Origin of the sequence: Planomicrobium okeanokoites (assembly GCF_003428875.1) — a bacterium.
GTDB classification, from domain to species: Bacteria; Bacillota; Bacilli; order Bacillales_A; family Planococcaceae; genus Planococcus; species Planococcus okeanokoites.
On the sequence record NZ_QQRS01000004.1, the window covers coordinates 323,231 to 349,802 of the forward strand.

Here is a 26,572-nt window from a genome sequence, read left to right on the forward strand (position 1 = left end):
TCTATTTAAACAGCATTTTCAGCAGAAACCCTTTGATGCCAAGCTTATAAGGTACAGGCAAGTCGAGAAATTCACCCGTCACTTTTCTCATCGCCTGTGAAGCGTAAGTGTTCGGAAATGCCAACAGAAACGGCACTTGTTTCTTCACAGCAGCCGGAATATTCGAGTCACTTGGAATATAACCTAATGTGCCGATTTCTTTCCCGAGGAATTGCTGTGTCACCTGGCGGAAATTGTCCGCCGTCTGTCTGCCTTCTTTTTCGGTTGTACATTGATTGATGATCAACTTCATATGGACATTCGGATCTTTTACATGGACCATTTTCACAATGGAGTAAGCATCCGTAATTGATGTCGGTTCAGGCGTCGTAACAAGGATTACATCGTCAGCCGCCAGGATAAAGCGGAGGTTTTCATCCGACAATCCTGCGCCAGTATCAAGAATCACATAATCGACGTGTCCTTGGATTTCACTGAGTTCGTCAAAGAACTTCTTCATCTTTGCTTCATCGAGTTTGAACATTTCGTTGAATCCGGTCCCTCCGGAAATGAACAATAAACCATTAGGTCCTTCTTCAATGATGTCCCAAATCGATAAATCTTTTTCCACCATCGTCGCGATCGACTCTTCAGGTGACCGGCCAAGCAGTACATCAACATTGGCAAAGCCCAAGTCGACGTCGAAGATCAGCACTTTCCGGTTCTGCTCAACCAGACTCAAGGCGAAGTTCAAAGCGAAATTCGATTTACCGACGCCGCCTTTTCCGCTGGTGACAGCAATGGTGCGTGTCTGTCTGCGTTCTTTTTTCGGTTTTTTCTGCATCATTTTTTCACGCAATTGTTTTGCCTGATCAATCATTGTCATCTTCCCCTAGCACAAAATTTGCGATCAACTCCGGAGTTGCCGTTAAAATATCATCTGGAACGTTTTGGCCATTGGCAATATAAGTAACGGGAATCGAATAATGATAGATCAGGTTCAAGATGGCGCCGGATGAACTGGTCTCGTCTTGTTTCGTCAACAGCAGCTGGTCCATTTTGATGGTCTGGAAATTATCGATGATTTTTTTCATGTCTTCGTATTTGGCAGTCAGGCTGAGTACCAGATTGATCTGGATTTTATTCTTATCAGCCAGAAGGGCTTCAAGGTCATCGATGTATTGTTTCTGCTGGTAATTGCGTCCTGCAGTGTCCATCAGGATGATGTCGCATGCAGCCAGTTCCGCCATTGCGCGGTTCAGGTCTTCAGCCGAATCGACCACTTGGATCGGGATGTTCAGGATGCCTGCATATGTTTTCAATTGCTCTACAGCCGCGATACGGTACGTATCCGATGTAATCAATCCAACCTTTTTGCCTTCCCGCAGGAGCAGATCCGCAGCGATTTTCGCAATCGTCGTCGTCTTGCCGACACCGGTCGGTCCGATAAAGCAGATGATTTCCGGATCCTTCAGGACAGGCTTTTGCTGATGCAGACCGATCAGGCGGACGATTTCCGTCTTCGCCATTCTATGGATCTGTGCAACGGAGACATCCGGTTGCTGACCAATAGTCAGCATCATTTTAGCCAGGATTTCAGATTGGATCTCTTTTGTCACTTCCTGGCTGTTCAAGCACTGGTTAAGCGGTTTTAATGAAGCAGGCAAATGATCTTCCTGCATCGACTGCATCATGAATTGCTTGATGCCTTTCAATTCATTGATCAAGTCTCCCGTTAAGTAAGGGTTTGAATCTTCCGGCGCAGCAATTGGAGCAGGCGGCACCGGCACTGATGCCTTTTGAACTGCAGCAGCTTCCTCTGGCGCTTTACTGGCTGCCTTTTTTTTCTTCGGCTGCGCTTCTACAGCGGCTGTCACTTCGAGTCTTTCTTTCTGGAAAAATCCGATAAAGCCGCCAGTCTTCACTTTTTTGGTATTCAGGATCAATGCGTCAGCTCCCAAATCCCGTTTGATCATCGGCAATGCTTCACTGACATTCTGGACGATATATGTTTTTAATCTCATCAGACATTTACTCCTCCACTGATATTGACTACGCCGACGCTTTGAATCTCAATGTTCGGTTCGAGTTCGTTATAGGACAGCACCGGAAGATCAGGTGCAAAACCCTCGATAAACTGGCGCATATAGATGCGGATGGCCGGTGATGTCAGCAGAATCGGCTGCACACCGGTCTGCTGCAATTGCGCAGCCTGTTCGGATATTTTCTGGAAAATCAGCTGGGACGTTTCCGGATCGATCGACAAGTAATTGCCCTGATCGGAACGGTGCACCGACTCGGCAAATTTCTTCTCGACGCTTGCTCCTGCCGTGATGACTTTCAGGGCTTCATTCTGCGGCGCATATTGCAACGTGATCTGGCGGGACAGCGAGCGTCTCACGTATTCCGTCAAAACGTCTGTATCTTTTGTTTGCGATGAATAATCAGCCAGCGTTTCGAGAATGATCAGCAGGTTGCGGATGGAAACTTTCTCTTTCAAAAGCTTCATCAGCACTTTCTGCACTTCACCGATCGTCATTAAATTAGGAATCAATTCTTCAACAACCGCCGGACTTGCTTCACGCATATTTTCAATCAGCGACTTCACTTCCTGGCGGCCGATCAATTCATGCGCGTGGCGCTTGATGACTTCCGTCAGATGCGTCGACACGACCGAAGGCGGATCCACGATGGCATACCCGGCCATTTCAGCGTCTTCTTTCATGCTGTCATTGACCCATAGCGCCGGCATACCGAATGCCGGTTCAATCGTTTCGATGCCTTCAATGCTGTCGTCATCAATTCCAGGGCTCATGGCCAAATAATGGTCGAGCATGATTTCACCCGCTGCAACGCGGTTTCCTTTGATCTTGATGATGTATTCGTTTGGACGGAGCTGGATATTATCGCGAATGCGGATAACCGGCACCACGATACCAAGTTCCATCGCCAATTGCCGGCGTATCATGATGACCCGGTCAAGCAGATCGCCGCCCTGGTTTTTATCTGCTATCGGAATCAACCCATAGCCGAATTCAAACTCGATAGCATCGACATGAAGAAGGTCGATGACACTTTCCGGACTCTTCATGGCTTCAATTTTTTTGCCGTCTCCGGAAACGGCTTCTTTTTCGGATTTCTCTTCCTCAGTCAAAGCTTTCTGCATTCTGAATGCAGCAAATGCAATGACTGCCGCAACCGGCAAGATCAATAAAGGATTGATCGGAGTCAGGAAGGCGATCATCATCAAAGTGCCCGCTACGACATACATCATTTTCGGATAAGCGAAAAGCTGCTTGATGATATCCGAGCCGAGGTTGCCGTCAGACACTGCACGCGTTACAACGATACCCATTGCCGTTGAAATCAACAGCGCCGGTATCTGGCTCACCAGACCATCACCGATGGACAGGAGCGTGAACAGGCTGGCTGCTTCACCGACCGGCAGTCCGTGGACCATAACCCCGATCAGCAATCCGCCGATGATATTGATGATGGTAATGATAATTCCCGCAATGGCGTCCCCTTTTACGAATTTACTGGCACCATCCATGGCCCCGTAAAAATCCGCTTCCTGGCTGACTTTTTCCCTGCGGTTTTTCGCTTCCATATCCGAAATCATGCCCGCACCAAGATCGGCGTCGATGCTCATCTGTTTACCGGGCATCGAATCGAGCGTAAATCGTGCGGCAACTTCCGCTACCCGCTCCGAACCTTTCGTGATGACGAGGAATTGGATGATGACAAGAATCAGGAACACCAGAATACCAATGATGGCACTCCCTCCGACTACGAATGAACCGAATGTCTCGATCACTTCACCGCCGGTTTGATTGGTCAGGATCGACCGTGTCGTCGAAACGTTCAAGCCCAGACGGAACAGCGTCGTCAACAACAGCAATGTCGGGAAAATCGAGAATTGCAGCGCTTCTTTCGTATTCATCGCCACCAGCAGGATGGTCATGGCTAGGCTGATATTTATGAGGATCAATACATCGAGTAATAATGGCGGCAACGGAATGACCATCATGACGACGATCATAAGTACGGATACTAAGACTGCATAATCTCTGATTTTCAAGTTATTTCCCATCTCCTAATGCTTTCGTGAATGTTTTTATGTAATAAAATTTACTTTAATAAGTCGCTTGGCGCTTAGGACAGTGCAAAAATTATGCTCCTGCGCACTGCTCGTCGCAAAGGATGCGCCATCTTCGTATGGCGAACCTTAGCTCCCGCAATAAGCCGAGAAGTGCACTCGTCTTTTACTCCGTCGGCATTCGCCTGCTCCATAGGCGCGCCGGCGCTGAGAGAGTGGCTTTTATTGAGAGAGTATATGAGATATGGAGCAAAACAGCGAAGACTCCTGGGGGACCAAGTGAAGTGCTGAGATCCACTCGGACGAAGTGGAACGAGACCGAGTTAGCTCAGCACAAGCCCCCCGGAAAGCGAAGCTGTTTTGCGGAATATCGTTTATGAATTCTATTTTTCTAACTGATTTTGCCTTTCAAACGGTAGATATATGCCAACACCTCGGCTACTGCCATGAAGAGATCTTCCGGCACGTAGTCGCCCACTTCCACTTGTGCGTACAATGCGCGGGCGAGCGGTTTATTTTCCATAATCACAATATCAAGTTCTTTCGCTTTTTCTTTGATTTTCAGTGCCAGATGATCTTTTCCCATCGCAATGACCTGCGGGGCTTCCATCGTCTCGGCATCGTATTTGATCGCGATCGCGTAATGCGTCGGGTTTGTAATCAGGACGTCCGCATTCGGCAAATCCTGTATCATCCGGTTCATGCTCATCTGTCGTTGCTTTTCTTTGATTTTCTGCTTGATGAGCGGATCGCCTTCCGATTTTTTGTACTCATCTTTGATGTCCTGTTTCGACATCTTTATTCCTTTTTCGAACTCGTATTTCTGATAGATATAATCCAGCACCGCCAGGCATAGCAGAATGATCGAAGCGGTCAGTCCCAGTTTGACGACCAGTCCGCCGACAAAGCTCAAGGCATGTGGCACACTTTGCTGGGACAATAAAAACAATTCTTCTTTCGACGCCCATAGAACAAGGAAAGCGGCAGTTCCGATGATGGAAATTTTTAATAATGATTTTGCCAGTTCCACCAGAGCGCGTACCGAGAAGATGCGTTTTGCGCCTTTGATCGGGTCGATCCGCTCCAGTTTTGCCATCAACGGGTCTGTCGAGAAAATCGGGCCGATTTGTATGTAGTTTCCGAAAAAGCCGAAAATCATGCCAATCAACGCCATCGGGACCATGATTTTCAATCCTTCAAATGACATCTGTTCGAGCAGGGTCCGAGTGGAAGCAGGTGTCAGATCCCAGTTGAAGAACTGCGTCAAGTTGATGCGGAACATAGCAAGAATCTGGTCAAGCATCCAGCCGCCGGTGAAGTATAGCAACAGGACGCCGCCAAGCATGATCATCGCCGCAGCGACTTCAGGGCTTTTCGCAACCTGTCCTTTGCGTTTCGACTCCTGCCTTTTCTGCGGTGTCGCTTTTTCGGTTTTTTCACCCGCGAAAAACTGAAGATCAAGAACCAATCGTTTCTGCACTTATGTCCCTCCCATAATCTTGACCAATTGCGCCATGCTCATCATGATTTTTTCGAATAAAAATTGCAGCAGATAAAAGAAGATGGGCATTGTCAGCAATAACAGGACAAAGCCGGTGAAAATCTTAACCGGAAAACCGACTGCAAAAATATTTAATTGCGGTACCGTTTTCGCCAGAATTCCTAGAGCCACATCGACCAGGAACAGCGCTCCGACAATCGGCAAAGCAATTTGCAAAGCAATGGTAAACATTTGTACGAATAATGCCGATATAAAAGATGAAAGGTCTCCTGCTTCAAAAGCGAAGGTCATCGTTTCTACCGGAAACAGCCTCAGACTGTGCATCACACCGTCCAGCAGCATATGATGGCCGTTGACCGTCAGCATGAAAAGAAGTGCCATCATGTATTTAAAGTGACCGATGATCGGCACCTGGGCGCCTGTTTGCGGGTCAATGACATTGGCGATGGCGAATCCCATCTGAAAGTCGATGAACGCTCCTGCAACCTGCACCGCATACAACAGCAGCGCCGCTGTAAATCCAAGTGCCAGGCCAACACCGATTTCCTTTATGACCATGAACGTATAATAGGCGTCCAGCACAATCGGCTCTTCGGCCGGCAGAGTGGAAACAGCTATCAGCGCAATGAACACTCCGAGGCCAATCTTGAATTGGTTAGGCATGCCCTTCATCGAGAAAATCGGTGCAATGAGAAAGAAACTCGTAAACCGAATAAGTACTAATAAGAAATATGGCAAAACTTCTAAAATAGAATTCATTGCAAGCTCCCTATCCGATTATTCGCGGAAGGCTTTGGAACAGATTGCGCGTGTAATCCAACAGCGTTGTCAGCATCCACGGGCCGAAAACGACCAGCGAAATGAATACAGCGAGTATTTTCGGTATGAACGCCAAAGTCTGTTCCTGAATCTGCGTCATCGCCTGAAACACACTGACGAGCAGGCCGACACCCAGTGCGATCAGCAGCATCGGCGCCGCAATGATGATGATTGTATAAATCGATTGTTCTGCCAGTTTAATTACCATATCTGGAGTCATTGAGTTCTTCCTTCCTTATCTAAAAACTAAGCAGCAGCGATTCGATGATCAGGTACCAGCCGTCGACCAGTACGAACAACAGGATTTTGAACGGCAATGAAATCATTACCGGCGGCAGCATCATCATCCCCATCGCCATCAAGGTGCTGGCCACGACCATATCGATTATCAGGAACGGGATGAAGATGACGAAGCCGATCTGGAACGCTGTCTTGAGCTCACTGATGGCAAATGCCGGAATCAGCGAAGTCAGCGGAATTTCCGCTATGCTGTCGGGCTTTTCCATTTCAGCGTATTTATAAAATAATGCTAAATCTTTTTCACGTGTATGCTTCGCCATGAACTCTTTCATCGGCAAAGCGGCTGAGTCCATCGCTTCTTCCTGTCCGATCTCGCCGTCCAAATATGGCTGAAGAGCGGTTTCATTGATCTCCGAGAATATCGGAGCCATGATGAAGAAAGTGAGGAATAATGCCAGTCCCACCAACACCTGGTTCGGCGGCATCGATTGAGTCCCGAGACCGGTGCGGACAAAGGATAAGACGATGATGATGCGGGTAAAACTGGTCATCAGGATTAAAATCCCTGGAGCTACTGACAAGATCGTCAGCAGGAATAATAATTGCAGTGTCGTTGAAACATCTTCAGGATTATCGTTGCCAAAATCGATTCCGGGAATATTGACGAGCAGGAGAAGAGAATCCATCATAACCCGCGTCCTTCTTTATCCTCGGATTGCTGGCCGCCTAAATCCGACTCCAGTTTTTGCTGCTTTTTACGTTGTTTATCAAGGCTCTGCCTGAACAATTGATCAAACCCTTTCGTTTGGGAAGGGTTCTTCTCCAAGTGTCCGCTGACTTTTTCTTTTATGAAACTGGTGACCGTCTTCGGCAATAATGGCGAAGCTTGGGTCTCCACGTCTTTTTCGATTCCATGGATTTCATCGTCTTCGGTGAATTCTTTGATCAATGTCACTTGATCGCCGACACCGATCAGATAAATCTGTCCTCCCACTTTTACAAGCTGAAGGGATTTATTGTTGCCTAAGGCTGTTCCGCCCATCAGCTTTACAGCTTGGTTGGGCTGGAGATTTTTCTGCTTCATCGACAGGAATTTGATCAGGCCGTATATCATGAAAACAATTAATAAGGTATAAAAGATCAATTGGCCGATCACCACGATAAAGCTTTTTTCTTCCGGCGCCGCCGCTTCTGCAGGTGGTTCCTGCTGTTCAACTGCCGGCTGGTCTGTGTTATAGCTGTCGCTGACTTTCGGGTCGGCGGCTTGTGCAAAGGATGGTGCCCATACTGCCGACAGCGTCAGCAGCAGGATCATCATAATACTGTATAAAGACATTTTTTGGATCAAGCTTGTAGACTCCTTACATAAAGGTATTAGCGAAGCTTCGAGATTCGTTCTTCTGTAGACAGGATATCGGTAACGCGGACCCCGAAGTTTTCATCGATGACTACAACTTCACCCACGGCAATCAGTTTATCGTTTACTAGAATATCGACCGGTTCTCCCGCCAGTTTGTCGAGTTCAATGATCGACCCTTGGGAAACGCCCAGTATTTCTTTGACCGTCCGTTTTGTGCGTCCCAGTTCCACTGTCACCTGAAGCGGAATATCCATCAGCATATTCAAGTTATTTGGTTCAGTATTCGCTGCGGGCGAATCATCGAAACTTGAAAATTGCACCGGCTGGATATTTTGGGATGTAACGGCTTGTTCTTTTTTATTCTGTGAATTGCTTTCATTGTTTGAGTCAAATTGCATATCCTGTGTCTCCTCCAGCTCTTCCTCTTCACCTGAACCGGTTAAGATTCCAGCCATTTGTTTTGCCAGGCGCACCGGAATACACATATAAAATTCCGCGTGCTGCCCGTTCTGCGCTTTCAATTGAAACGCGGCTTCGGCGAACCATTCTTCCGCAGTAAAATTCGCTGCCGGAAAATCTTCCCGGTCCTCGACCATGTCCATGCCGGACAAGGAATGGCTGACTTCCGATTCCAATAAAGCGGAGAATGTCTGGGAAACCGATGCATACATCTGCTGCATGATGTCCTGCAGGATCTCGAATTGGCGTTCTGTATCTTCGCTTGCGCTTTCCGGATCCGCCATCGCAGTCAATGCCTGCACCTGCTCTTTATTCACCGAAACAAATTGGATGCCTGAAACGTCGCCCGTGTATTCACCGAGCAGGACGAAGAAAGGCGCCTGCGTTTTTGCCATGATTTCCGTTTTCGGCTTTACTGATAAATTCGGTGAACTCACTGTCACCTGGTCCGACAGCAATAAAGACAATACAGCCGATGAGCTGCCAAGTGCCACGCTGAACAGTTCCGTCAGCGCTTCGTTTTCAATTGTGGAAAGTGACGTATCCGCCATCTTCTTCTCCTCCTTCTCTCCCCGGTTCAATAAGCCGTTTATTTCGTCTGAAGACAAATTACCTGTTACCATCGCTGTCATCCTCCTGCGTTTGAACATCTGTAATTTGTACGGCCAAACGGCCCTTAGAGACCCCGGCTTGAGCAAAAAACTTCTGTTTATCATCGACGAGCACCGTCACCGGATCCGAAAAGGATTCCTGCAGACGGATCACATCGCCATTTTTCAAATTCAGAAAATCTTCGATATTGATTGTGGAGTTGCCCAAAACCGCTTTAACACTCATCTTGGTGTTTTGCAGCTTTTTCTCCAAAGCTGCCACTTCATGGTTTTCTTTGGTTTTCTTCTGATTCGCCAGCCAATGCCGTGCTGACAGTTTTGGCAGCACTTTTTCCAGTACCAGGTGCGGCAGGCATAGATTAATGACGCCTTCGACTTCACCGATTTTCGTGTGGAGCGACACCATGATGACTGTTTCATTCGGCGGTGACATCGTCAGAAATTGCGGATTCACTTCAATTTCCTTTAATGACGGCGACAAGCGGATGACCGATGTCCATGCTTCCTGGAAACAATCCAGCGCCTTCACGAAAACCCGTTCAATGATCGACGTTTCAATTTCCGTCAAATCACTTGTTTTATTCAATGCATTCCCTTGTCCGCCAAGCAGACGGTCGAACATTACGTACGCTACATCCGGAGAAAATTCCATCACCATGCTGCCAGGCAGCGGGCTTGCTTCGAATACACCAAGCAGTGAATTTTTCTCGATATTCTGGATGAATTCCTCGTATGAATATTGTTCCACTCCCGTTACCGTAAGCTGGACATATGTACGCAGCTGTGTGGAAAAATAAGAAGTCAGCAAGCGCGCAAAGTTTTCGTGGATCCGTGTTAAGGTGCGGATCTGATCCTGCGAAAACCGCAATGCTTTTTTGAAGTCATAGTTATTCACTGTACGTTCTTTGCCGATCTTATAAGGTGCTGGCTTCTCTTTTTTAATGGAAGAAAGAATGGCATCTATATTTTCGTCTGATAAATGATCTACCATGGATGTTTCCTCCTTATTCCATCGGGTCAGGCTTTTGGACTGTCGGCAGAATGTTGATCTGCTGGTAATAGGCGGTCACTTTGTCTGTAACATCCTTTACTGATTCCAGCACATGGATCTTTTTGCCTGACACCAGTGTCACCACTGTGTCCGGTGTAGCTTCGACTCTTTCGATATAAACCGCGTTTATGGTAAACGGCGTCTGATTTAATTTCGTCAATAGGATCATCTAAAAGCGCCTATCGAGGGAAGCTCAGCTTCCCTCAGGCCGCCCTCCTTTATTATCGTTTCAGGTTAACAACTTCTTGAAGGATTTCATCAGAAGTAGTGATAGTGCGTGAGTTCGCCTGGAAGCCACGCTGGGCAATGATCATTTCAGTGAACTCTTCCGTTAGGTCAACGTTCGACATTTCAAGCATGCCGGATGCAACGGATGTGTTGGCTCCCTCAACAGTTTGTGCATTGATGCCAAGGGCACTTGCTCCACCAGTCATTTCATACAGGGACCCCCCAAACTTGTTTAAGCCTGTAGGGTTTTCCGGGTTCGAAATACCTAATCCGAATAAAATCGTTTCTGTTCCATCAGCTGCTTTACCGATTACTTCACCAGCGCGGTTAATGCTGAATGAATCATAGTCATTTGGATTGATAACAATCGCTTCGAGATCGCCAGCGACAAAATCATCACCTTGAGCTGCGGTATTTGTGAAGCCCATTACGTTATAGCCTTGGGGATTCACTAAGTTCCCTTCATTTGTTACGGTGAAGTTACCAGCACGCGTCAAATATTGACCGACGTCTGTTCCAACATCATCCGGGTTCTGCACAATGAAGAAGCCGTCGCCCATCATTGCCAAGTCCGTTCCAACACCTGTCGTCATAGAAGATCCGGCGTTATGGTTTACGTTGATCGCTCCTGTCGAAGCCCCAAGACCGACTTGCATCGGGTTCGCTCCTCCACCGGACATGTTCTGGCTCAATAAATCCTGGAAGTTGATCGTGCTTTTCTTGTAGCCGATTGTATTGACGTTGGAAATATTATTACCGATGACATCCAGTTTCGTTTGGAAACCTTTCATACCTGACACACCTGCATACATTGAACGTAACATTTAGTTTTCCCCTTTCAAGTATTGTCCGTATTCGAGTCGGAATCAGACAATCTCGTTATCATTTTTAATTTCTGTATTCATTTCAATCCTGTTGATTGCTGTGAGTGGAATTTTTTTGCCGCTGTCCAGAAGTTCGACAGTCAGTTCACCGTTTTTGCTTGATAACGCTTTAACGACTCCCTGGCCCGTTTCCATCTGGCCGTTTACTTCATATGACCAGTCGACTGAAGTGCCGATCAGATTCGCATGATTTGCCAATGTTTGATTGTTGCTGGAACTGCCGACAAAATTAGTCATGGTCTTATTCAAGTTCGTCAATTGCTCCAGGCTGCTGAACTGCGCCATCTGCCCGATGAATTCCGTATCCTTTAACGGCTCCATCGGATCCTGATGCTTCATCTGCGTGACGAGGATCTTCAGGAAAGCATCCTGGCCCAGCGTATTTTGCGGATCGGACGTCTTTGCCGCTGTCCCCGCCATCGTGTTGGCTGTTGTTGTATTTGCAACGTTCATCAGAACACCTCTTTTCTTGTTAAACTGTATAGTCCACTTTCATCATTCCCGAGTCGAGGTGGTTTCGCTGCACTGCTGTTTTTTCTTCTATCTGCTGATAGCCGTTGCTTTCGCGTCCGGCGTTATTCTGTCGTTGCTGTTGTGTGAAACGCTGCTCGGATTGGGCATTTTGCTGGCCGAGCGATTGCTGCGAGTTATTTTGCACCACTTCAATCTTCTCAACCGTCAAACCTTGCTGGATCAATGTGCTGCGAAGCTGATTCAGCTGAAGATCCAAGGCATCTTTCGCTGCCATGCTGCTTGTGAAAATCTGTGCGGCGATCCGGCCGTTCGTTTCTGTCAGCCGAATATCCAGATGGCCGAGATGATCCGGTGAAATATTCACTTTGATCTGCGTGCTTTCACCGCTTGTGCTCATGCGCATCGAGTTCTTGAATACCTCACCCAGCTCTTCGGCCATATTGTTCATCCGCACCACTGGGGGCGGCATCATTGGCGGCTCCGGCTTCGCCTGTACCGGAGGAGCAGTTGGCGCTTGCGCAGATGCGGCAGTTGGTTTTGCCGTATCTGGCGCAGCCGCGGTTTGGTTCAGGCTCTGCTTGGTGTCATCCTGCTGTGAAGTTTCCTGTTGCTGTCCTCCGTCGCTTCTACCCGCAGTGACAACAGCAGCAGAAGGTTGTGCTTTAGCCGCCTGTGCTTCATCCGCGTCTACGCTCTTGCTTTCCCCAGCGACTTTTAACTGCTTGTCTGTTTCAACTGGTACCACCGCACCGATTTTCGTTGCCTGTTCGCTTTGAACGATTGCTGCTGAAACTTTTTTTCCGCTGTCAGCGAGTGAGCCGGTGATCTCCAGGATTTTATTGGCGATCTTTTCGATTTTTTCAGCATCCAAAGCGATTGTTTTTCCTTCGACCCCCATTAAACTCGTACTGGCGTCGAACTTTTTAGTATCAGCCGCTCCAGTTGCCGGCAATATATCACTTAACTTTTTAACCAGCTCGATCAGTTTTGACTGGACTTCTTTCGGGATCATCTGTTTTTCAGTATCGGGATTAACTGGTGTGAACTTTCTCTTTCCAGTCGTATCGACAAGAATCGTCCCTTCTTTTCTTGCCGGCTGCAAATTGACCAATTGCATCAATTCATACATAAGTTTTTGCTGTTCTTCTGAAAGCTCTTCAACTGGCTGCTCCTGCAGGGCAGCAAGCATGTCTTCAATCTTTGCCAGCAAGTGATCCGGCAGTGCCTGGCCGGAGCTGTCGCTCTGTTTTGCGCCGCCAGCCAAGGATTGGAACAGGCTTGAGAAGGCTTTCGACCCTTCAGCCGACGGGGCTTCAGCTTTGGCAGATGCTGATTCGCCGGACGGTTTAATATTCATAGTAGATACTGGACCCGCAATATTTATCGGATTCACCCTCTTTCAGCTGTAATGGCTTGTGATGTTCGGTAGAAACGGGTGCTCGCCAATTCGTCGAAGAAATTCTGTTCCTGCACCTTTTTCTCTTCCTGGAACCTGCTGAGTTCCTGTTCTTTCAGATTGCCCCAGGTCTTTTCTTCCTGCGCTTTCTGCTGCAGCTGGTTCTGGGTTCTGGTGACATTGCCCTGAAGGAATTCCAGTTCCCGGTTAGTCATCATGGATTGCTCCTGCAGCTGGTTTATGTACATTTCAAGCTTCCGTAACTCGCCGACATTAACGCCGCCTTGCTGCTTTTGTATTTTCAAATGCTCTGCTTCCACCAGTTTGTCTGTGATCGCCCTGCTTTTCTGATGGCCCGCCTCTTCTTTTTTTATCGCGTCAGCCATCTGTATCTGGGCAAATCCTTTTTCATTCTCTTTCAGTTCAAGGATTTTCTGAAATCGGAAATTGAATTGCGTCAATTCTTAGTCCCCCCAAATTGCTCTGTCAATTTTTCGATGCTTGCATCAAGCGTGGTATTTTCATATATGTCCTGTTGCAGGTAATCTTTGATGACTGGATAAGAACGGATGGCCTGATCTATCTCTTTATTGGCTCCGGCCTTATAAGCTCCGATGTTAATGAGGTCTTCTGCCGAATCATAAGCCGACAGCATCTTCTTGAACTCGACAGCCGCTTTCTGGTGTTCAGCGGTGACGACTTCGTGCATGACGCGGCTGACGCTGGCCATGACGTTGATGGCTGGAAACTGCCCTTTTTGCGCAATTTTGCGGTCCAGCACAATGTGGCCGTCCAATATCCCGCGGACTGCATCCGCAATCGGTTCGTTCATATCATCGCCGTCAACCAACACCGTGTAGAACGCGGTGATCGATCCTTTCGCCGAAGTTCCTGAGCGCTCCAATAATTTTGGCAATAAAGCGAAGACACTCGGTGTATAGCCTTTACTGGTCGGCGGTTCGCCGACCGCAAGTCCGACTTCGCGCTGCGCCATCGCAAAACGTGTGACCGAGTCCATCATCAGCATGACGTTTTTCCCTTGATCCCGGAAATATTCCGCGATGGTGGTTGCCGTCATTGCGCCTTTGATGCGCTGAAGCGGTGTCTGATCGGAAGTCGCGGCCACGATGACCGATTTCTTAAGCCCTTCCGGACCCAGGTCCCGTTCGATAAAGTCGCGTACTTCACGGCCACGTTCACCAATCAGCGCGATGACATTGACATCCGCTTCCGTATTTCGGGCGATCATTCCGAGCAGCGTACTCTTGCCGACCCCGCTTCCGGCGAACACGCCGATGCGCTGGCCTTGCCCGACAGTGAGAAGTCCATCAATTGCGCGGACACCGACTTCCAATGGTTTTTCGATTCTCGGCCGCTGCAATGGATTCGGCGGCGTGTTGTTCGTCGAGTATTTCTTGAGCCCTTTCGGCAACCGTGTTTCATCCAACGGGTTTCCTGTACCGTCGAGCACTTTGCCAAGAATCGACGGTCCGATTTTAATCTGCAGCGGTACACCTGTTGCCACTACCAGACAACCTGGCCCGATCTGGGAAATATCATTCAACGGCATCAGCATCAATTTATTTTCACGGAAACCCACCACCTCGGCTTCAACCGGTTTTTCATAATGATTCGGATACAGCAGGCAAATTTCACCGATTTTGGCGTTCGGCCCTTTGGATTCGATGGTCAACCCGATGACCTGCACGACCTTGCCATGCTTTTTTATCGGTTCCACTTCATCGATCAGCGACAGGTATTCATCTTTCCGCTGGTTCATCATTTGTTTTCTCCTCACAATAAGCGAGTAAATGCTTTTTGATTTCTTCCAATTGGCTGTCGATAGTAACGTCATATGAACCGCTCGGCGTATGCAGCATGCAGCCGCCGGCTTCGACATTTGCCACTGGAATCATTTTTAATTCACAATCTGCCCTTACATAGGTTTTAAGTTCTTCCAGGAAGGGTAAAATTATCGGGTAATCGTCCAAAGACACTTGCATGATGATGTCTTCGGCTTCTTCGATGTGTTTTAAAGCTTGCTTAACAATATTCAAAAGCTGTTCTTCGTGCTGCTTCAATTCTTCTTTGATGACTCGTTCAGCAATGCGGACACTTAATGACAGAAGAAACGTTTCCGCTTCCTGCACGATTTTCGACTTTTCGCTATAGGCTTCGCGGATCAGCGCTTCCATTTCGAGCCGCTTTTCCTTGAAGTCTTGTTCAGCCTGGAGATAACCTTGCTGTTTACCGGCATCGAATCCTTGCGCCGTTGCCACGTCCGCCAGTCGTTCGGCTTCTGCCTGAGCTTCAGTCCGTGCCTGCTCCCACCAGAATTCAATATCGGTCTGCGCCTGTTGCTGTTTTTCCTGCAGCTCATTTTCGAGCTCGTTTTTCTGGGCCAATAAAGCCGCGATTTCCTGTTTTATCGACAGTTTTTGCTGTTCCGGATCTTTTTCATCTTCGGCTTCCTGAATATTCCGGAACTCTATCTTTTTCGTCTTGAGTATTTTTGTCTCGACAGGTTTTCCATGATGATAGCGGATGACATTAGACAATCAGCTCATCTCCATCTCCGCGGGACACCATAATTTCGCCTTTTTCTTCCAGGCTGCGAATCAATGCGACAATATTTGTCTGTGCATTTTCCACATCTTTCAGTTTCACAGGACCCATAACATCGATTTCATCACGAATAACTTCTGCTCTGCGTGCAGACATATTCGAGAAAATGCCTTCTTTGACATCTTCATTCGCCACTTTCAATGCGAATGTCAGATCTGCATCCGATACTTCACGGATGACACGCTGAATTGAACGCGTTTCAAGTGTAATGATGTCTTCGAATACAAACATCCGTTTCTTGATTTCAGCGACAAGATCCGGACTATCAATTTCCAGCTCGGTAAGAATCGCTTTTTCAGTTCCTCTGTCCACGTTGTTCAATACCTGGACAATCGCTTCAACACCGCCCGTAGCCGTGTAATCCTGCGCTCCGGAAGCTGACAGCTTGCGTTCGATGATCTGTTCCACCTGATGGATCACTTCAGGCGACGTGCTTTCCATCAGAGCGATCCGCTTCGCCACTTCCGCCTGTTTAGCTGGCGGAAGCTGAGCAATGACCTGCGATGACTGCCTTGAATCCAGATAGGACAGCACAAGTGCAATCGTCTGGGAATGTTCGTGCTGAAGAATATTGAAAAGCTGGTTCGGATCCGCTCTTCTAGCAAAATTGAACGGTTTCACATGCAGCCTGCTCGTAAGCCGGCCGATCGTATCCATCGCCCGGTCTTTCCCCAAAGCCTTCTCCAAAATATCCCGCGCGTATTCCAGTCCGCCTTCGTCCATGAAGTCCTGGCCCAAAATCATTTCGTAGAATTCATCTATCACTTTTTCTGTCTGGCTGCTTTTCAGCTGCCGCACATTTGAAATTTCCATCGTCAATTGGTCGATTTCCGGTTCCGTCAGCTGCTTGAATATCTCAACAGCCACATCCGGACCCAATCCCACCAACAACACGGCTACTTTTTGTACGCCGGTCAATTCTTTAGCACCTTTAACCATAAGTCACACTCCTACTCTTCCGACATCCAAGTACGCAATAATTTCGTGAAATCTTCCGGTCGGCCCTTAGCCAGTTTTTCAATCGTCTTCCGTTTTGGATTTGATCTTGAGTCAAATTCTGAAAGATCGATTTCCTTCTCTTCTTCTTCCAAAGATCCAATCGGCGTTACCGGCTGTTCGAACATATCAAAGCCGTAATCCTCTTCGATCACTTCACGTTTTCTTCTCATCAATACGAAAATCAGGCTTCCGATGATCAAAATCAACGCGACAGCTGCTCCGGCAATCAATAAAAGACTGTTCGGAATCGTGCCGAACCAATTATCAATCGGATCTTCAGCTTCTACGACCGTTTTCCCTTGGAATTCTGTTGCAAAGACTGAAATCCGGTCATCCAATTCAAGCTCGTTGACTTCGGCGCCATTCATACTGAGTGCGGCGCTCACCGTGTTGCCAAGCAGATTCCGGATATCGCCGACCGTTTCAAGCGTCAGGCTGTCCGGATTCCCCGGCACCGGCGGTTCAACACCCACATTGATCGTAATGTCATCGATCACATAAGGGCTCAATTCGATTTGACGGTGAATCCGGTTGACTTCGCGGTTGATGCGCTCTTCCGTTCTTTCCGATTCACTGTTTCCGCCTGCGCCCGCAGCCGGATAATTGGCGATTTCAGTATCGCCAGTACCAGCGGCGTCTTCTACTGTGGCGCCTTCGCTGGAATAGGTCTCAACAATTCGTTCAACGCTGATATCAATGCCTTCGCCCGTTTCTTCATTAACCGGCTCGACCAATTGTTCTTCACGCTTTTCTTTCGTAAAATCCACACTTGCCATTACCGACACGACGACTTTATCGCGCCCAAGCAATAAACCGAGCATTTGCTGCAATTCTTTTTGGATGTCTTTTTCGATATCCTGTTTGATGTCGCGCTGCTGCTGATACACCGTCAATGTTGTATCGGCTGCTTTTTCATCTTCCATTGTGAAAGTCTGTCCGTTCTGATCCATGATGACTATCTGATCTGACGGCAGACTTGGAACACTCTTGCTGATCAAGTGATATAAACCATTTACTTGCTTTTGATCCAATTGGAATGAAGGCTCGCCTTTGATGACTACAGAAGCTGTCGCCACCTGTTCATCATCCGTCAGCCAAACGTTTTCCTTTGGCAGTGTGATCATGACATTTGCATCTGTCACGCCGTCAATCTGGCGGATCAGCATGGCCAATTCGTTTTGCATGGCATCACGTTCCACTACATCAAAGTGGCGGTCCGTCATGCCCAGTCCCATATTGTCACTGAAAATGCTGTAATTCACATTGCCGTTCTTCGGAATCCCTTCAGCCGCCAAACTCACTTTCAAGTTCGCCACTTCTTCAGGTGGTACACTGATCGTCTTGCCATCAGCCGATACCTCCGTCAGGATTCCCTGTGACTCAATCGCCGCCTTGATTTCACCAGTTTCAGCCGGCGACAGATTCGAATACAACGGCGTCATATCCGACCTTGAACCAAGAAAGATGAAAACCAGCAACAGCAGGAAAGTAACAAAAAACGATCCGATAATCGTCCATTTTATCTTTGGAGAAATATTTCCCCACGTCTCACTGACTTTTGTTTTATAAGCACTAAACTTCTCTTTCATCGATCACTCATCCTATTTGCCAGAATCATACTTGCATTCTCATCACTTCTTGATAAGCTTCCACTACTTTATTGCGTACTTGCATCGTCAGTTCGAGCGACAGACTCGCTTTCTCCGAAGCGATCATCACTTCGTGGATATTTTCAACCTGTCCGGTCGCCAGATCACTTGTCAGCTTATCGGATGCTTTTTGTGTCTGATTGACATTCTGTATAGCCTGCTTAAAAATTTCACCAAAACCTTCCACCTTGTTTTCAGGCTTCGCGATCGGATTGGTCAACCCTTGTATGAATGGTGTCTGTATCTGATTGATTGGATTCATTATATTTCCCCCAGGTTTGTTTCTTCTTATAGTAGGTAAACGATATTCCGCAAAACAGCTCCGCTTTCCTAGTGGCTTGCGCTGAGCTAACTCGGACTCGTTTCACTTCGTCCGAGTGGATCTCAGCACTTCGCTTAGTCACCTGGGAGTCTGCGCTGTTTTGCTCCATATCTCAATGTTTTGTTTCTACTCAATTGTCTTGAAAATTCAAATTTTTATAAGTAAGTAAAAATTTTGATGAATGAGCGGAAGGAGGCGACTCCTGCGGGAAACAGAGTGAGTCCTGAGACCCCGCAAGAGCAAAGCGATGAGGAGGCTCAGGCCACTCCCCGCGGAAAGCGTCCTCCTGAAGCGAATTCATCCATCTACTTACCTTTCAAAATTACTTCCCGATTTCCAAAGCCTTCATGAACATGCTCTTCGACGCGTTCAGCGCGGTTACGTTCGCTTCATATGAACGGGTTGCCGACATCAGGTCGACCATTTCTTTGATCGGATCGACATTCGGCAGCTGCACATAGCCGTTTTCATCCGCATCCGGATGGCTTGGATCGTAGTTTAAAGTGAAAGGTGCATCGTCTTCTTTGATTCTTGAAACCGATACGCCCGATACGGCATTGTTGCCATTGCCCATCATCGCCTGCAATTTCTGCTCGAACGGTGAAACGCCGCTTTGGGTCAATTCGACTGTTTTCCGGCGATACGGTGTCCATTCGCCGTTGACCATTTGAGAACGCGTCGTTTCAGCGTTTGCAATATTGGCTGATACTACATCCATGCGGAGGCGATTCGCCGTCAGGCCGGATGCACTGATATTAAAACTGTTGAATAAGCTCATCTGAATTATCTCCCTCCGCTGATGACATTGCTCAAGCTGCGGAATTTCCCGCTGATTCTGTCAGTCACTGCATTATATAGAAGCTGGTTTTTCGCCAACTCCGCCATTTCGACATCCATATCGACATTATTTCCGTTGATTTTATAATCGGAATTTTCATTGACTGTGACCCTCGGATCAAATTGTGAGGATTCATTGCTGAATGCAATATGTTTCGCATCAGTCTTGTAACTCGCCAACGCCTGTTTGCTGGAAGCATTTTTCAATGCCGTTTCAAAATCGACTTGCTTGGCTTTGTAACCCGGCGTATCCACATTCGCGATATTTGCCGTATGTGTCTGCTGTTTAAGGGCTGAAGTTGATAAAGCCCGTTCCAGCGACTGGATTGTGGGTGAAATGAGATTCAATTTCCTTCCTCCTGTGTAAATATGTATTCATCATTACAAATAAAAATCCACCCTCAATAAAGGTGGACAAGCTTCACAGCTTCCATCTTCCGGCGACCCGGCTGCCTTATAAATGAATACTTAGGCCCGTGGTTTTGCGTCCTTTTCTTTCAAAAAGTTTGCCTTTTTCAGGATAGGTTTTATTACTTTCTACTTTTAAACTCATACTTTTTTCATATTTTCAAAATTTAGTTCCAAGATATAGTATCACATAAATAAAAAATTGTATATTTTTGATTAAAAAATTTTTTATGGTTTTATTTTCCAATAAGCTTGTCAATATTGTCAATAAAATGTTATGCTTACGCATATTAATCTTATTTTCTCGAGAGGAAGAGATCGAACAATGTTTCGTGGTTTATACACCGCCACATCAGGGATGATGGCGAACAACAGACAGCAGCAAGTGCTGACAAACAACCTGGCAAATGCCATGACCCCCGGTTTCAAAAAAGACCAATCCGTCATGCGCGCATTTCCAGCCCAATTGATCAAAGCGATGGAATCCGGTGGAACGACCGTTGGAGGAGCAAAACTTCCGGCGTCCCAAAAACACATCGGTTCTCTTCATACAGGAGTTTATACACAGGAAGGAATTCCTTCTTTTACTCAAGGTGCTTTAAAAAATACAGGAAATTCTACAGACTTGGCTTTGCTCAGTTCGTCGCTGCCAATCAACCCGGAGACCGGACAGCAAGGGGCTGTAAGCTTCGCTGTGTCCCTGCCGAACAATGAAATCCGTTATACCCAAAACGGACAATTCACTGTCGATGATGCCGGATTCCTGACAACAGCGGAAGGATTCAATGTGCTGAATCAAGACTTACAGCCTATTCAAGTGGGTTCGACTGAATTTACCATTGCTGAAAACGGTCAGGTCACTTTGGCTGATGGAACTGTAAATAATTCCCTATTCATTTCTTATACTGAAAATCCGCAACAATTTATCAAAGATGGCCAGAACCTTCTGCGCTGGGCTGGTGATCCCGCTTTGGCCCCTGTATCGATTGAACTTGCTGGCCTTGGCAATACCGGTCCACTTGTGCAGCAGGGATATATCGAACAATCGAACGTCGATTTGACGCAGACCATGACCGACATGATGAAAACGTACCGCGGATTCGAATCTAACCAGAAAATAATCCAGGCCTATGACCGCAGTATGGAAAAAGCGGTCAATGAAATCGGCCGCGTATAATGGGAGGCTCAGCTAAATGAATATCCAGATGAATTCCGCGGCTTCCTCTATGCGCGAATTGCAGAAGAAAATCGACACGATCGCCAATAACATCGCGAACGTCAATACCACCGGCTATAAACGGCAGGAAGCGAATTTCGCCGACGCCCTGGTGCAATCGTTCGAAAAACAAGCCGGTCCACTGGAAGCCGGGCGCCAAACACCCAACGGCATCCGCATCGGCGCTGGTGCAACCGTTTCACAGATTGCACTTCGCACGAACCAGGGTTCAGCTGTCCAAACCGGACGCGAACTTGATTTCATGATCACTGGCGAAAACGGATTCTTCCGCGTCGAGAATGGCGGAAATACGTATTACACCAAAAACGGCTCATTCCAATTAACACCGGACGCAGCCGGCAACCAGCTGAACCTGGTTACTTCAAATGGTGAAGCCGTCCTTGGCGCAAACAACCAGCCAATCACCATCGACAACGATTACGACAACATCACGGTAAATGAAAACGGCACACTCAATGTGACATACAAAACTGCCGGCAAGCCGGCTGATACGTTCCAATTGAGCATTGCTGAAATCAACCGGCCGGACCTTCTTCAGAAAACCGGCGGCAATCTTTACGAATTGCCTGGCACTGAAGCGGCGCAAGTAGCCAGCGGAACCCTGCAGGTTTTGAATCTTGCTGACGGAAATGACGGGACGATCCGCGTCGGCCAAGGCGCGCTCGAAATGTCCAACGTCGACTTGCCCACTGAAATGACCGAATTGATCGCTACCCAGCGGTTGCTGCAATCGCAAAGCAAGGCAATTTCATTTGCTGATGACATGCGCGGTTTGGTTAATACGATTAGAGGATAATAGGAAAAGCGGAGTACCCGATGTATCGGGTACTCCGCTTTTTTCGATTTATGCCCAAGTCGGTGTCTTTTATGCCCAAGTTGGACCCGTTTATGCCCGACTTTTGTTGTTTTATGCCCAACTCCTGTGAAACGCTAAATAGCACGAGTCTCTGCTCGAAGAATCTGTCTATTCAGATGGAATAATTAAACAAAATAATTTTCATTCTCATCACCTTTTGATTTTACTCCCAACTCGGCACCGTTTATTCCCAACTTTCATCGATTTACTCCCAACTTCTTCTGTTTTACTCCCAACTACCTGGAATTCATAACAAATAACGTCCCCTATCATATGAAATCAGCTCACGGCACATCACTATTATTAATATGGATTATTTTAACATCTCTACTTCTTCAAAGCTCCCTTCTTTCCCCACTCCCACTTTTTCCAAAACCCCATATATTGAAAAAATCTCCGCATCCGCGAAGATTTCCTAAAATAAGGAGTTTTTCGCGATGCGAAAAACATCCACTATGTTCTTGAATTCGAGGTTTCCCGCTTTTCGGCCGGGCTTAGGCGAAAAGCATCCATCCAAACTCTTGAATTTCCTGCGATTACTGAATACGATCGATACCCCCAAAACCAATAAAAGAGCATCGCCACAATGGCAACGCTCCTTCGTTCATTTATTATCTCAAAAAGTCCATCAAAGTTGGCTGAATGATTTTTGCTGATGCAGCAAGACTCGCCTGATACAGGCTTTCTTCGCTTTTCAGCTTCGTGATGGCTTCGGCGATGTCGATGTCTTCGATCTTCGACAGCATTTGCTTCAACTCGAGCGTGCTGCCGGAGATGCGGTTTTCGACAGCTTCGACGCGATTTTTGCGAGCTCCGACTTCAGCGGATTTTTGCAGCATCCGGTCGACTCCGGTATCGATTTCATCCAACGAAACTTTTTCGCCGGTACGAAGGTTTTGCGCTGCTTCCGTCAGTTTCGCGAACAGTCCAGCTTCTCCTTGACCGAATAATTCGCCTGCTTTCACGCCAACTTCGAGCGTCAGGCCGTCCGCAATGGTGAAAGTTTTCAATTTCACATCAGTGAAATCAGCTGTTTCATGCGAATTTTTGTCTGCGTAAGGCGGATTTTTCGTATCCGTCCCATTGAACAGGTAATTGCCGTTCACTTGGGTGTTGGCGAACTGGCGAAGCTGCTCCGTCAATTCTTCGACTTCCGTCGCGATGATATTGCGATCTTCATCGTTCAACGTATCGTTATTGCCTTGTACAGACAATTCGCGCACACGCTGCATGACATTGACCATGCTGTTGATCGTCTGGTCCGTTTCATCCAGCACCAAATTGGCTTCACTAGTATTGCGCTCGTATTGGCCGTTTGCCGAAATGGCTGACTTCAATTGCATCGCTTGGCTCACACCATGCGGATCGTCTGAAGGCTTATGGATCTGCTTGCCTGTCGAAGCGTCGTTATACGCTTTGTTCAGGCGGCTCATGTTCTGGCTGACATGGTTCATTGAATTCTGATGTAGCATCTGATGTGAAATTCTCATTTTACTTACCTCCGGTTACCGATTATTAACGTGCAGCCATCCGGTTAATAATCGTATCAAGCATCTGATCCGTCGTCGATATCAGCCGAGCTGCGGCACTGTATGAATGTTGGAATTTAACAAGATTGGCCATTTCTTCGTCCAAAGAAACGCCTGTTACAGACTGGCGGCGATTTTCCGTTGCCTGCAAAGTCGCTTCAAAGTTTGCAACTGAACGTGTTGCCGATTGGCTCTCAGCGCCTAACGTGCTGACCAGCTTCTGGTAATCAGATTTTACGCCTTTAATGTCCGACTCCATCTCTGCTGCCGGTGCACCAAGTGTTGCGCCGAAGTCGACTGCCATTGCGGCAATGCTTGTGGTATTACTGAACAGCGGCGTACCGCCTTCTGTTTTATTGTTGGCTGCTGCAAATGTTGTTGCCACTGACATCAATGCACTGTGGTTTGATTCAACTTTACTTTCAGCTGCAATCAAACCGGCGATCTTCCCGCCTGTCACTTCAGTAGCACCATCAATTTCGCTTACTGTTGTGCCAGTAACGAGGGCAAGCGGTGCGTCGTCTTTTTGAACCAGGCTGATGTTATAAGCCCCGTTCGACTGCGCATCGACTTTGATCGGTGCAAGCGCCGCTAACTTTTCGACAAGTACATCGCGCTGGTCTTTCAAATCATTTGCTTGGTTGCCTCCGCGGACAATCGATTCGTTCAATGAAGCGATTTGCTTCAGATAATCGTTCGCTTCGGAAATGGCTGCTGTCTTTTGCTCACTTAAGTCGATTTTCATGTTAGCCATCGAGCTGTCCATTGCTTGAGCCGCTTCGACAAACGCTTGCGCGCGTTCTTTGACGACTGCCTGGGCGGACACGCTGTCCGGGTTGTTCGAAAGATCCTGCCATGCGTTCCACAACTGGTCCATAGCTGCGTTCAAACCGGAATCGCTCGGTTCATTGATGATCGATTCCAAGCGGTCGAATGCTGCCTGTTTGGTCTGTGCATCTGCAAGTGTCTCTGATTGGTCACGGTATTGATTGTCCAGGAAACGGTCCCGCACACGCGTGATCGAGTCGATGGAAACGCCTGAACCGAGCTGGCCAGGGTTCGTGCTGTTCGTCCAGACATCCAGTGAAGGAGTCGTGCTCTGGTTCACCTGCTGGCGCGAATAGCCTTTCGTATTGGCGTTGGCAATATTATGGCCGGTCGTTGAAATGCTTGCCTGCCCGACGCTCAAGGCGCGTTTTCCAGTCTCTAATCCGTGAAATGTTGAAACCATGTGTTTCCCTTCCTTCTGCTCCGCTCAGGCTTTCGTATCGAAAAAGCCGCGGTTGCCTGTTTGTGATTTTTGGCCGGCTTGGCCCATCGGTGATTGGTAGTTGAATTGCTGCTGCTGTGATTTGGTGATCTGGTCGATCATATGTTGTACAAAGCTCATGGAATCTTTCAGCAGGCGGTCATTGATCTTATTTTTCGCCTGCAATTCCGCGGTAAGCTCCTGTAATGTTTTCAATTGGGATTCAATCTTTTGTCTTGCCTGTCCACCAGGAACTTGGTCCAGAAATGACTGGAAACCTGCTGCTGCAGAATCCTGCGCAACGCTTTCCATTACTGCCATCCGTCCTTGTTCCGCTTGTTCGAGCTGTTTGACCAGCTTCTTCTCTTCTTTCGTTACACCATTCAAACTGTCCACATTGCGCTCGATCAATGCCGCTTTCTTGTTGTCAGCACAATTGATAAGCTGCTGTTGGACGTCTATTAATTGTTCCAGTGCCGTGACCATTGCATCCAATATCCGACACCCTCCTTTTAACTGACCGTTTTATTTTCCGTACCAGAAATCAAACATCTTTTCTGCCACTTTTTCACTGTTCACCTGGTAGTCACCAGACTGGACCTGGGCTTTCAGCGCCTGAATCTTTTCATGGCGGTCAAATTCCGCTTTGCTTTCGAACATCTGCTTAGCCTCATTTGAAATCTGCAGCTGATCCTCTTTTTGCAATGGCTTCGCTTTATCCACCTTCGAAACCTGCATTTGCTTTTGGTAAGATTGAATAAAGGAAGAACCGTTTGTTTTATCGATATTCATTCCTTCACCGCCCCGTCTTTTATATTTTAATTTCTTAGTTTCCAATATCTTGCCGTTTGAGCATGCTCTTTCGGCTTGTTCGCTTCTTCCAGGAATTTCTCCGCTTTCAAGGTCTTATTGACCTCAGCAGTGAACTCTTCGAAACAGCTGTTGCACAGCATCTGCCTCTTGATAAGAGTACCACAATGCGCACATCCGTAACCCAGATTCGGGTAATCCTCGACGTAGATCCGGCCGTCGCGGATGAAATCCGCAATCCGTTTTTCCGCTACGCCTGTAAACGCGCTGATTTCTTCAATGGAAGCAAACCGGTTTTCCTCCACTTTCAGGAAATCGGTGATGATCTTGAACTCCTGCTCCATTTCCTTGTAGCAATCCAAACAATAATCCGTATGATCCTTCAAAAATAACTTACCGCAAATCGTGCAGTTAGCTAATCGATCTGACTGCATAATAATCACCCAGTTCCTTTATAAAATAAATATCGGCATATTTCGCGGTTTGTTTAGCTTTTTTTCAAATTGCTTTTCAATTACTGCACTTTAAATTCAGTAACCAGTACGCGGTCCACTTTTCCAGTCTGGATAATGTCCGCCAATTTCCCTTTCAATTGCTCTTCCAGTTCAGCAATGCCTTCCTGTCCGACCAATTCCTCTTTCGTAAATCCGGCCACTGTCGAAATGATGGCTGCCCGTACTTCCGGCGTCCGCTTTTCAGCCTCTTCCTTCGCCTTTTCGCTGTCCAATAAAATATTGAATTGGACGATGCCGAAATTCGGCGACGCCAAATTTGTTGTAATTATATCTGTATCAATGCTCATTGCTGCGAGTTCTTCCGCAGATGGCTGCTTCTCTTTTTCCGAAGAGCCTTCCGCATCTTTTCCTAAGAAAAAGAACGCACCGGCTCCTGCTGCACCCAATACAAGCAATGAAACTAGCAAGACTTTCATCATTTTCCCCATAACGCAC

30 protein-coding genes and 1 riboswitch are annotated in these 26,572 nt (G+C 47.4%); of the genes, 2 read left to right on the forward strand and 28 right to left on the reverse strand.

Features of this window, described 5'->3' with window-relative positions:
• Position 1: 1 nt before the first annotated feature.
• The 22 genes from D2910_RS11560 to flgB form a co-directional block, all read right to left on the reverse strand.
• On the reverse strand, positions 2-859 hold the full coding sequence (locus tag D2910_RS11560; RefSeq protein WP_101802440.1) for a MinD/ParA family protein: 858 nt from the start codon (positions 857-859) through the stop codon (positions 2-4).
• A complete protein-coding gene (flhF, locus tag D2910_RS11565; RefSeq protein WP_117313589.1) occupies positions 852-2,003 on the reverse strand; it encodes a flagellar biosynthesis GTPase FlhF in 1,152 nt (383 codons plus the stop codon). Before flhF ends, D2910_RS11560 begins: the two co-directional genes overlap by 8 nt.
• Positions 2,003-4,060, reverse strand: coding sequence for a flagellar biosynthesis protein FlhA (gene flhA / locus D2910_RS11570; protein WP_117313590.1), 2,058 nt, complete (start codon positions 4,058-4,060; stop codon positions 2,003-2,005). Before flhA ends, flhF begins: the two co-directional genes overlap by 1 nt.
• A gap of 409 nt (positions 4,061-4,469) precedes the next feature.
• Positions 4,470-5,558, reverse strand: a complete 1,089-nt coding sequence (gene flhB / locus D2910_RS11575; RefSeq protein ID WP_084243324.1) for a flagellar biosynthesis protein FlhB — start codon at positions 5,556-5,558, stop codon at positions 4,470-4,472.
• Entirely contained in the window at positions 5,559-6,338 is a 780-nt protein-coding gene (gene fliR, locus D2910_RS11580) for a flagellar biosynthetic protein FliR (protein ID WP_117313591.1), read from the reverse strand.
• Between the two features lie 10 nt (positions 6,339-6,348).
• A complete protein-coding gene (fliQ, locus tag D2910_RS11585; protein WP_033541469.1) occupies positions 6,349-6,618 on the reverse strand; it encodes a flagellar biosynthesis protein FliQ in 270 nt (89 codons plus the stop codon).
• A 19-nt stretch (positions 6,619-6,637) separates the two neighbouring features.
• Positions 6,638-7,324 (reverse strand): flagellar type III secretion system pore protein FliP, encoded by a 687-nt coding sequence (gene fliP, locus D2910_RS11590; RefSeq protein ID WP_369916938.1) that lies wholly within the window; start codon positions 7,322-7,324, stop codon positions 6,638-6,640.
• Positions 7,324-7,986 (reverse strand): flagellar biosynthetic protein FliO, encoded by a 663-nt coding sequence (locus D2910_RS11595; RefSeq protein ID WP_165850178.1) that lies wholly within the window; start codon positions 7,984-7,986, stop codon positions 7,324-7,326. The genes fliP and D2910_RS11595 overlap by 1 nt, the downstream gene beginning before the upstream one ends.
• A gap of 26 nt (positions 7,987-8,012) precedes the next feature.
• Positions 8,013-9,080: a flagellar motor switch phosphatase FliY gene (fliY, locus tag D2910_RS11600; RefSeq protein ID WP_117313592.1), complete on the reverse strand. Its 1,068-nt coding sequence runs from the start codon at positions 9,078-9,080 to the stop codon at positions 8,013-8,015.
• Positions 9,067-10,059: a flagellar motor switch protein FliM gene (fliM, locus tag D2910_RS11605; protein ID WP_084243329.1), complete on the reverse strand. Its 993-nt coding sequence runs from the start codon at positions 10,057-10,059 to the stop codon at positions 9,067-9,069. Before fliM ends, fliY begins: the two co-directional genes overlap by 14 nt.
• A gap of 13 nt (positions 10,060-10,072) precedes the next feature.
• Positions 10,073-10,288, reverse strand: a complete 216-nt coding sequence (locus tag D2910_RS11610) for a flagellar FlbD family protein (protein ID WP_084243330.1) — start codon at positions 10,286-10,288, stop codon at positions 10,073-10,075.
• A 52-nt stretch (positions 10,289-10,340) separates the two neighbouring features.
• The gene (locus D2910_RS11615) at positions 10,341-11,171 is read right to left on the reverse strand and encodes a flagellar hook-basal body complex protein (protein WP_084243331.1); all 831 of its coding nucleotides are present in this window, start codon (positions 11,169-11,171) and stop codon (positions 10,341-10,343) included.
• A 42-nt stretch (positions 11,172-11,213) separates the two neighbouring features.
• Entirely contained in the window at positions 11,214-11,684 is a 471-nt protein-coding gene (flgD, locus tag D2910_RS11620; protein WP_084243332.1) for a flagellar hook assembly protein FlgD, read from the reverse strand.
• A 19-nt stretch (positions 11,685-11,703) separates the two neighbouring features.
• Positions 11,704-13,098, reverse strand: coding sequence for a flagellar hook-length control protein FliK (locus D2910_RS11625; RefSeq protein WP_117313593.1), 1,395 nt, complete (start codon positions 13,096-13,098; stop codon positions 11,704-11,706).
• A complete protein-coding gene (gene fliJ / locus D2910_RS11630) occupies positions 13,095-13,562 on the reverse strand; it encodes a flagellar export protein FliJ (RefSeq protein WP_117313594.1) in 468 nt (155 codons plus the stop codon). Before fliJ ends, D2910_RS11625 begins: the two co-directional genes overlap by 4 nt.
• Positions 13,559-14,881, reverse strand: coding sequence for a flagellar protein export ATPase FliI (fliI, locus tag D2910_RS11635; protein WP_117313649.1), 1,323 nt, complete (start codon positions 14,879-14,881; stop codon positions 13,559-13,561). Before fliI ends, fliJ begins: the two co-directional genes overlap by 4 nt.
• Positions 14,862-15,659, reverse strand: a complete 798-nt coding sequence (locus tag D2910_RS11640; protein ID WP_117313595.1) for a FliH/SctL family protein — start codon at positions 15,657-15,659, stop codon at positions 14,862-14,864. Before D2910_RS11640 ends, fliI begins: the two co-directional genes overlap by 20 nt.
• Positions 15,652-16,665: a flagellar motor switch protein FliG gene (gene fliG / locus D2910_RS11645; protein ID WP_084243336.1), complete on the reverse strand. Its 1,014-nt coding sequence runs from the start codon at positions 16,663-16,665 to the stop codon at positions 15,652-15,654. The genes D2910_RS11640 and fliG overlap by 8 nt, the downstream gene beginning before the upstream one ends.
• An 11-nt stretch (positions 16,666-16,676) precedes the next feature.
• Positions 16,677-18,314 (reverse strand): flagellar basal-body MS-ring/collar protein FliF, encoded by a 1,638-nt coding sequence (gene fliF, locus D2910_RS11650; RefSeq protein ID WP_117313596.1) that lies wholly within the window; start codon positions 18,312-18,314, stop codon positions 16,677-16,679.
• A 25-nt stretch (positions 18,315-18,339) separates the two neighbouring features.
• On the reverse strand, positions 18,340-18,636 hold the full coding sequence (gene fliE, locus D2910_RS11655) for a flagellar hook-basal body complex protein FliE (protein ID WP_084243338.1): 297 nt from the start codon (positions 18,634-18,636) through the stop codon (positions 18,340-18,342).
• 382 nt (positions 18,637-19,018) lie between these two features.
• Positions 19,019-19,474 carry a flagellar basal body rod protein FlgC gene (gene flgC / locus D2910_RS11660; RefSeq protein WP_084243339.1) on the reverse strand — a complete coding sequence of 152 codons (456 nt, stop codon included), beginning with the start codon at positions 19,472-19,474 and terminating at the stop codon, positions 19,019-19,021.
• Between the two features lie 5 nt (positions 19,475-19,479).
• Positions 19,480-19,881, reverse strand: coding sequence for a flagellar basal body rod protein FlgB (flgB, locus tag D2910_RS11665; protein ID WP_117313597.1), 402 nt, complete (start codon positions 19,879-19,881; stop codon positions 19,480-19,482).
• 88 nt (positions 19,882-19,969) lie between these two features.
• A riboswitch (cyclic di-GMP riboswitch) is annotated at positions 19,970-20,054 on the reverse strand.
• Between the two features lie 212 nt (positions 20,055-20,266).
• Here flgB and D2910_RS11670 point away from each other — a divergent pair.
• Together D2910_RS11670 and D2910_RS11675 are read left to right on the forward strand one after the other, a co-directional pair.
• Positions 20,267-21,118, forward strand: coding sequence for a flagellar hook-basal body protein (locus tag D2910_RS11670; RefSeq protein ID WP_117313598.1), 852 nt, complete (start codon positions 20,267-20,269; stop codon positions 21,116-21,118).
• A 16-nt stretch (positions 21,119-21,134) separates the two neighbouring features.
• Positions 21,135-21,974, forward strand: a complete 840-nt coding sequence (locus tag D2910_RS11675; RefSeq protein WP_117313599.1) for a flagellar hook-basal body protein — start codon at positions 21,135-21,137, stop codon at positions 21,972-21,974.
• 671 nt (positions 21,975-22,645) lie between these two features.
• Here D2910_RS11675 and flgL read toward each other — a convergent pair.
• The 6 genes from flgL to D2910_RS11705 all read right to left on the reverse strand — a co-directional run bounded on the left by flgL (position 22,646) and on the right by D2910_RS11705 (position 26,565).
• Positions 22,646-23,524, reverse strand: a complete 879-nt coding sequence (flgL, locus tag D2910_RS11680) for a flagellar hook-associated protein FlgL (RefSeq protein ID WP_117313600.1) — start codon at positions 23,522-23,524, stop codon at positions 22,646-22,648.
• Between the two features lie 25 nt (positions 23,525-23,549).
• Positions 23,550-24,794 carry a flagellar hook-associated protein FlgK gene (flgK, locus tag D2910_RS11685; protein WP_117313601.1) on the reverse strand — a complete coding sequence of 415 codons (1,245 nt, stop codon included), beginning with the start codon at positions 24,792-24,794 and terminating at the stop codon, positions 23,550-23,552.
• A 24-nt stretch (positions 24,795-24,818) separates the two neighbouring features.
• Positions 24,819-25,298 (reverse strand): flagellar protein FlgN, encoded by a 480-nt coding sequence (locus tag D2910_RS11690; protein WP_240633619.1) that lies wholly within the window; start codon positions 25,296-25,298, stop codon positions 24,819-24,821.
• A 39-nt stretch (positions 25,299-25,337) separates the two neighbouring features.
• Positions 25,338-25,604, reverse strand: a complete 267-nt coding sequence (flgM, locus tag D2910_RS11695) for a flagellar biosynthesis anti-sigma factor FlgM (RefSeq protein ID WP_117313650.1) — start codon at positions 25,602-25,604, stop codon at positions 25,338-25,340.
• A gap of 26 nt (positions 25,605-25,630) precedes the next feature.
• The gene (locus D2910_RS11700; RefSeq protein WP_240633611.1) at positions 25,631-26,056 is read right to left on the reverse strand and encodes a flagellar protein; all 426 of its coding nucleotides are present in this window, start codon (positions 26,054-26,056) and stop codon (positions 25,631-25,633) included.
• A gap of 80 nt (positions 26,057-26,136) precedes the next feature.
• Complete coding sequence (locus tag D2910_RS11705) at positions 26,137-26,565, reverse strand: flagellar basal body-associated FliL family protein (RefSeq protein WP_084243347.1); 429 nt, start codon at positions 26,563-26,565, stop codon at positions 26,137-26,139.
• Between the last annotated feature and the right edge of the window lie 7 nt (positions 26,566-26,572).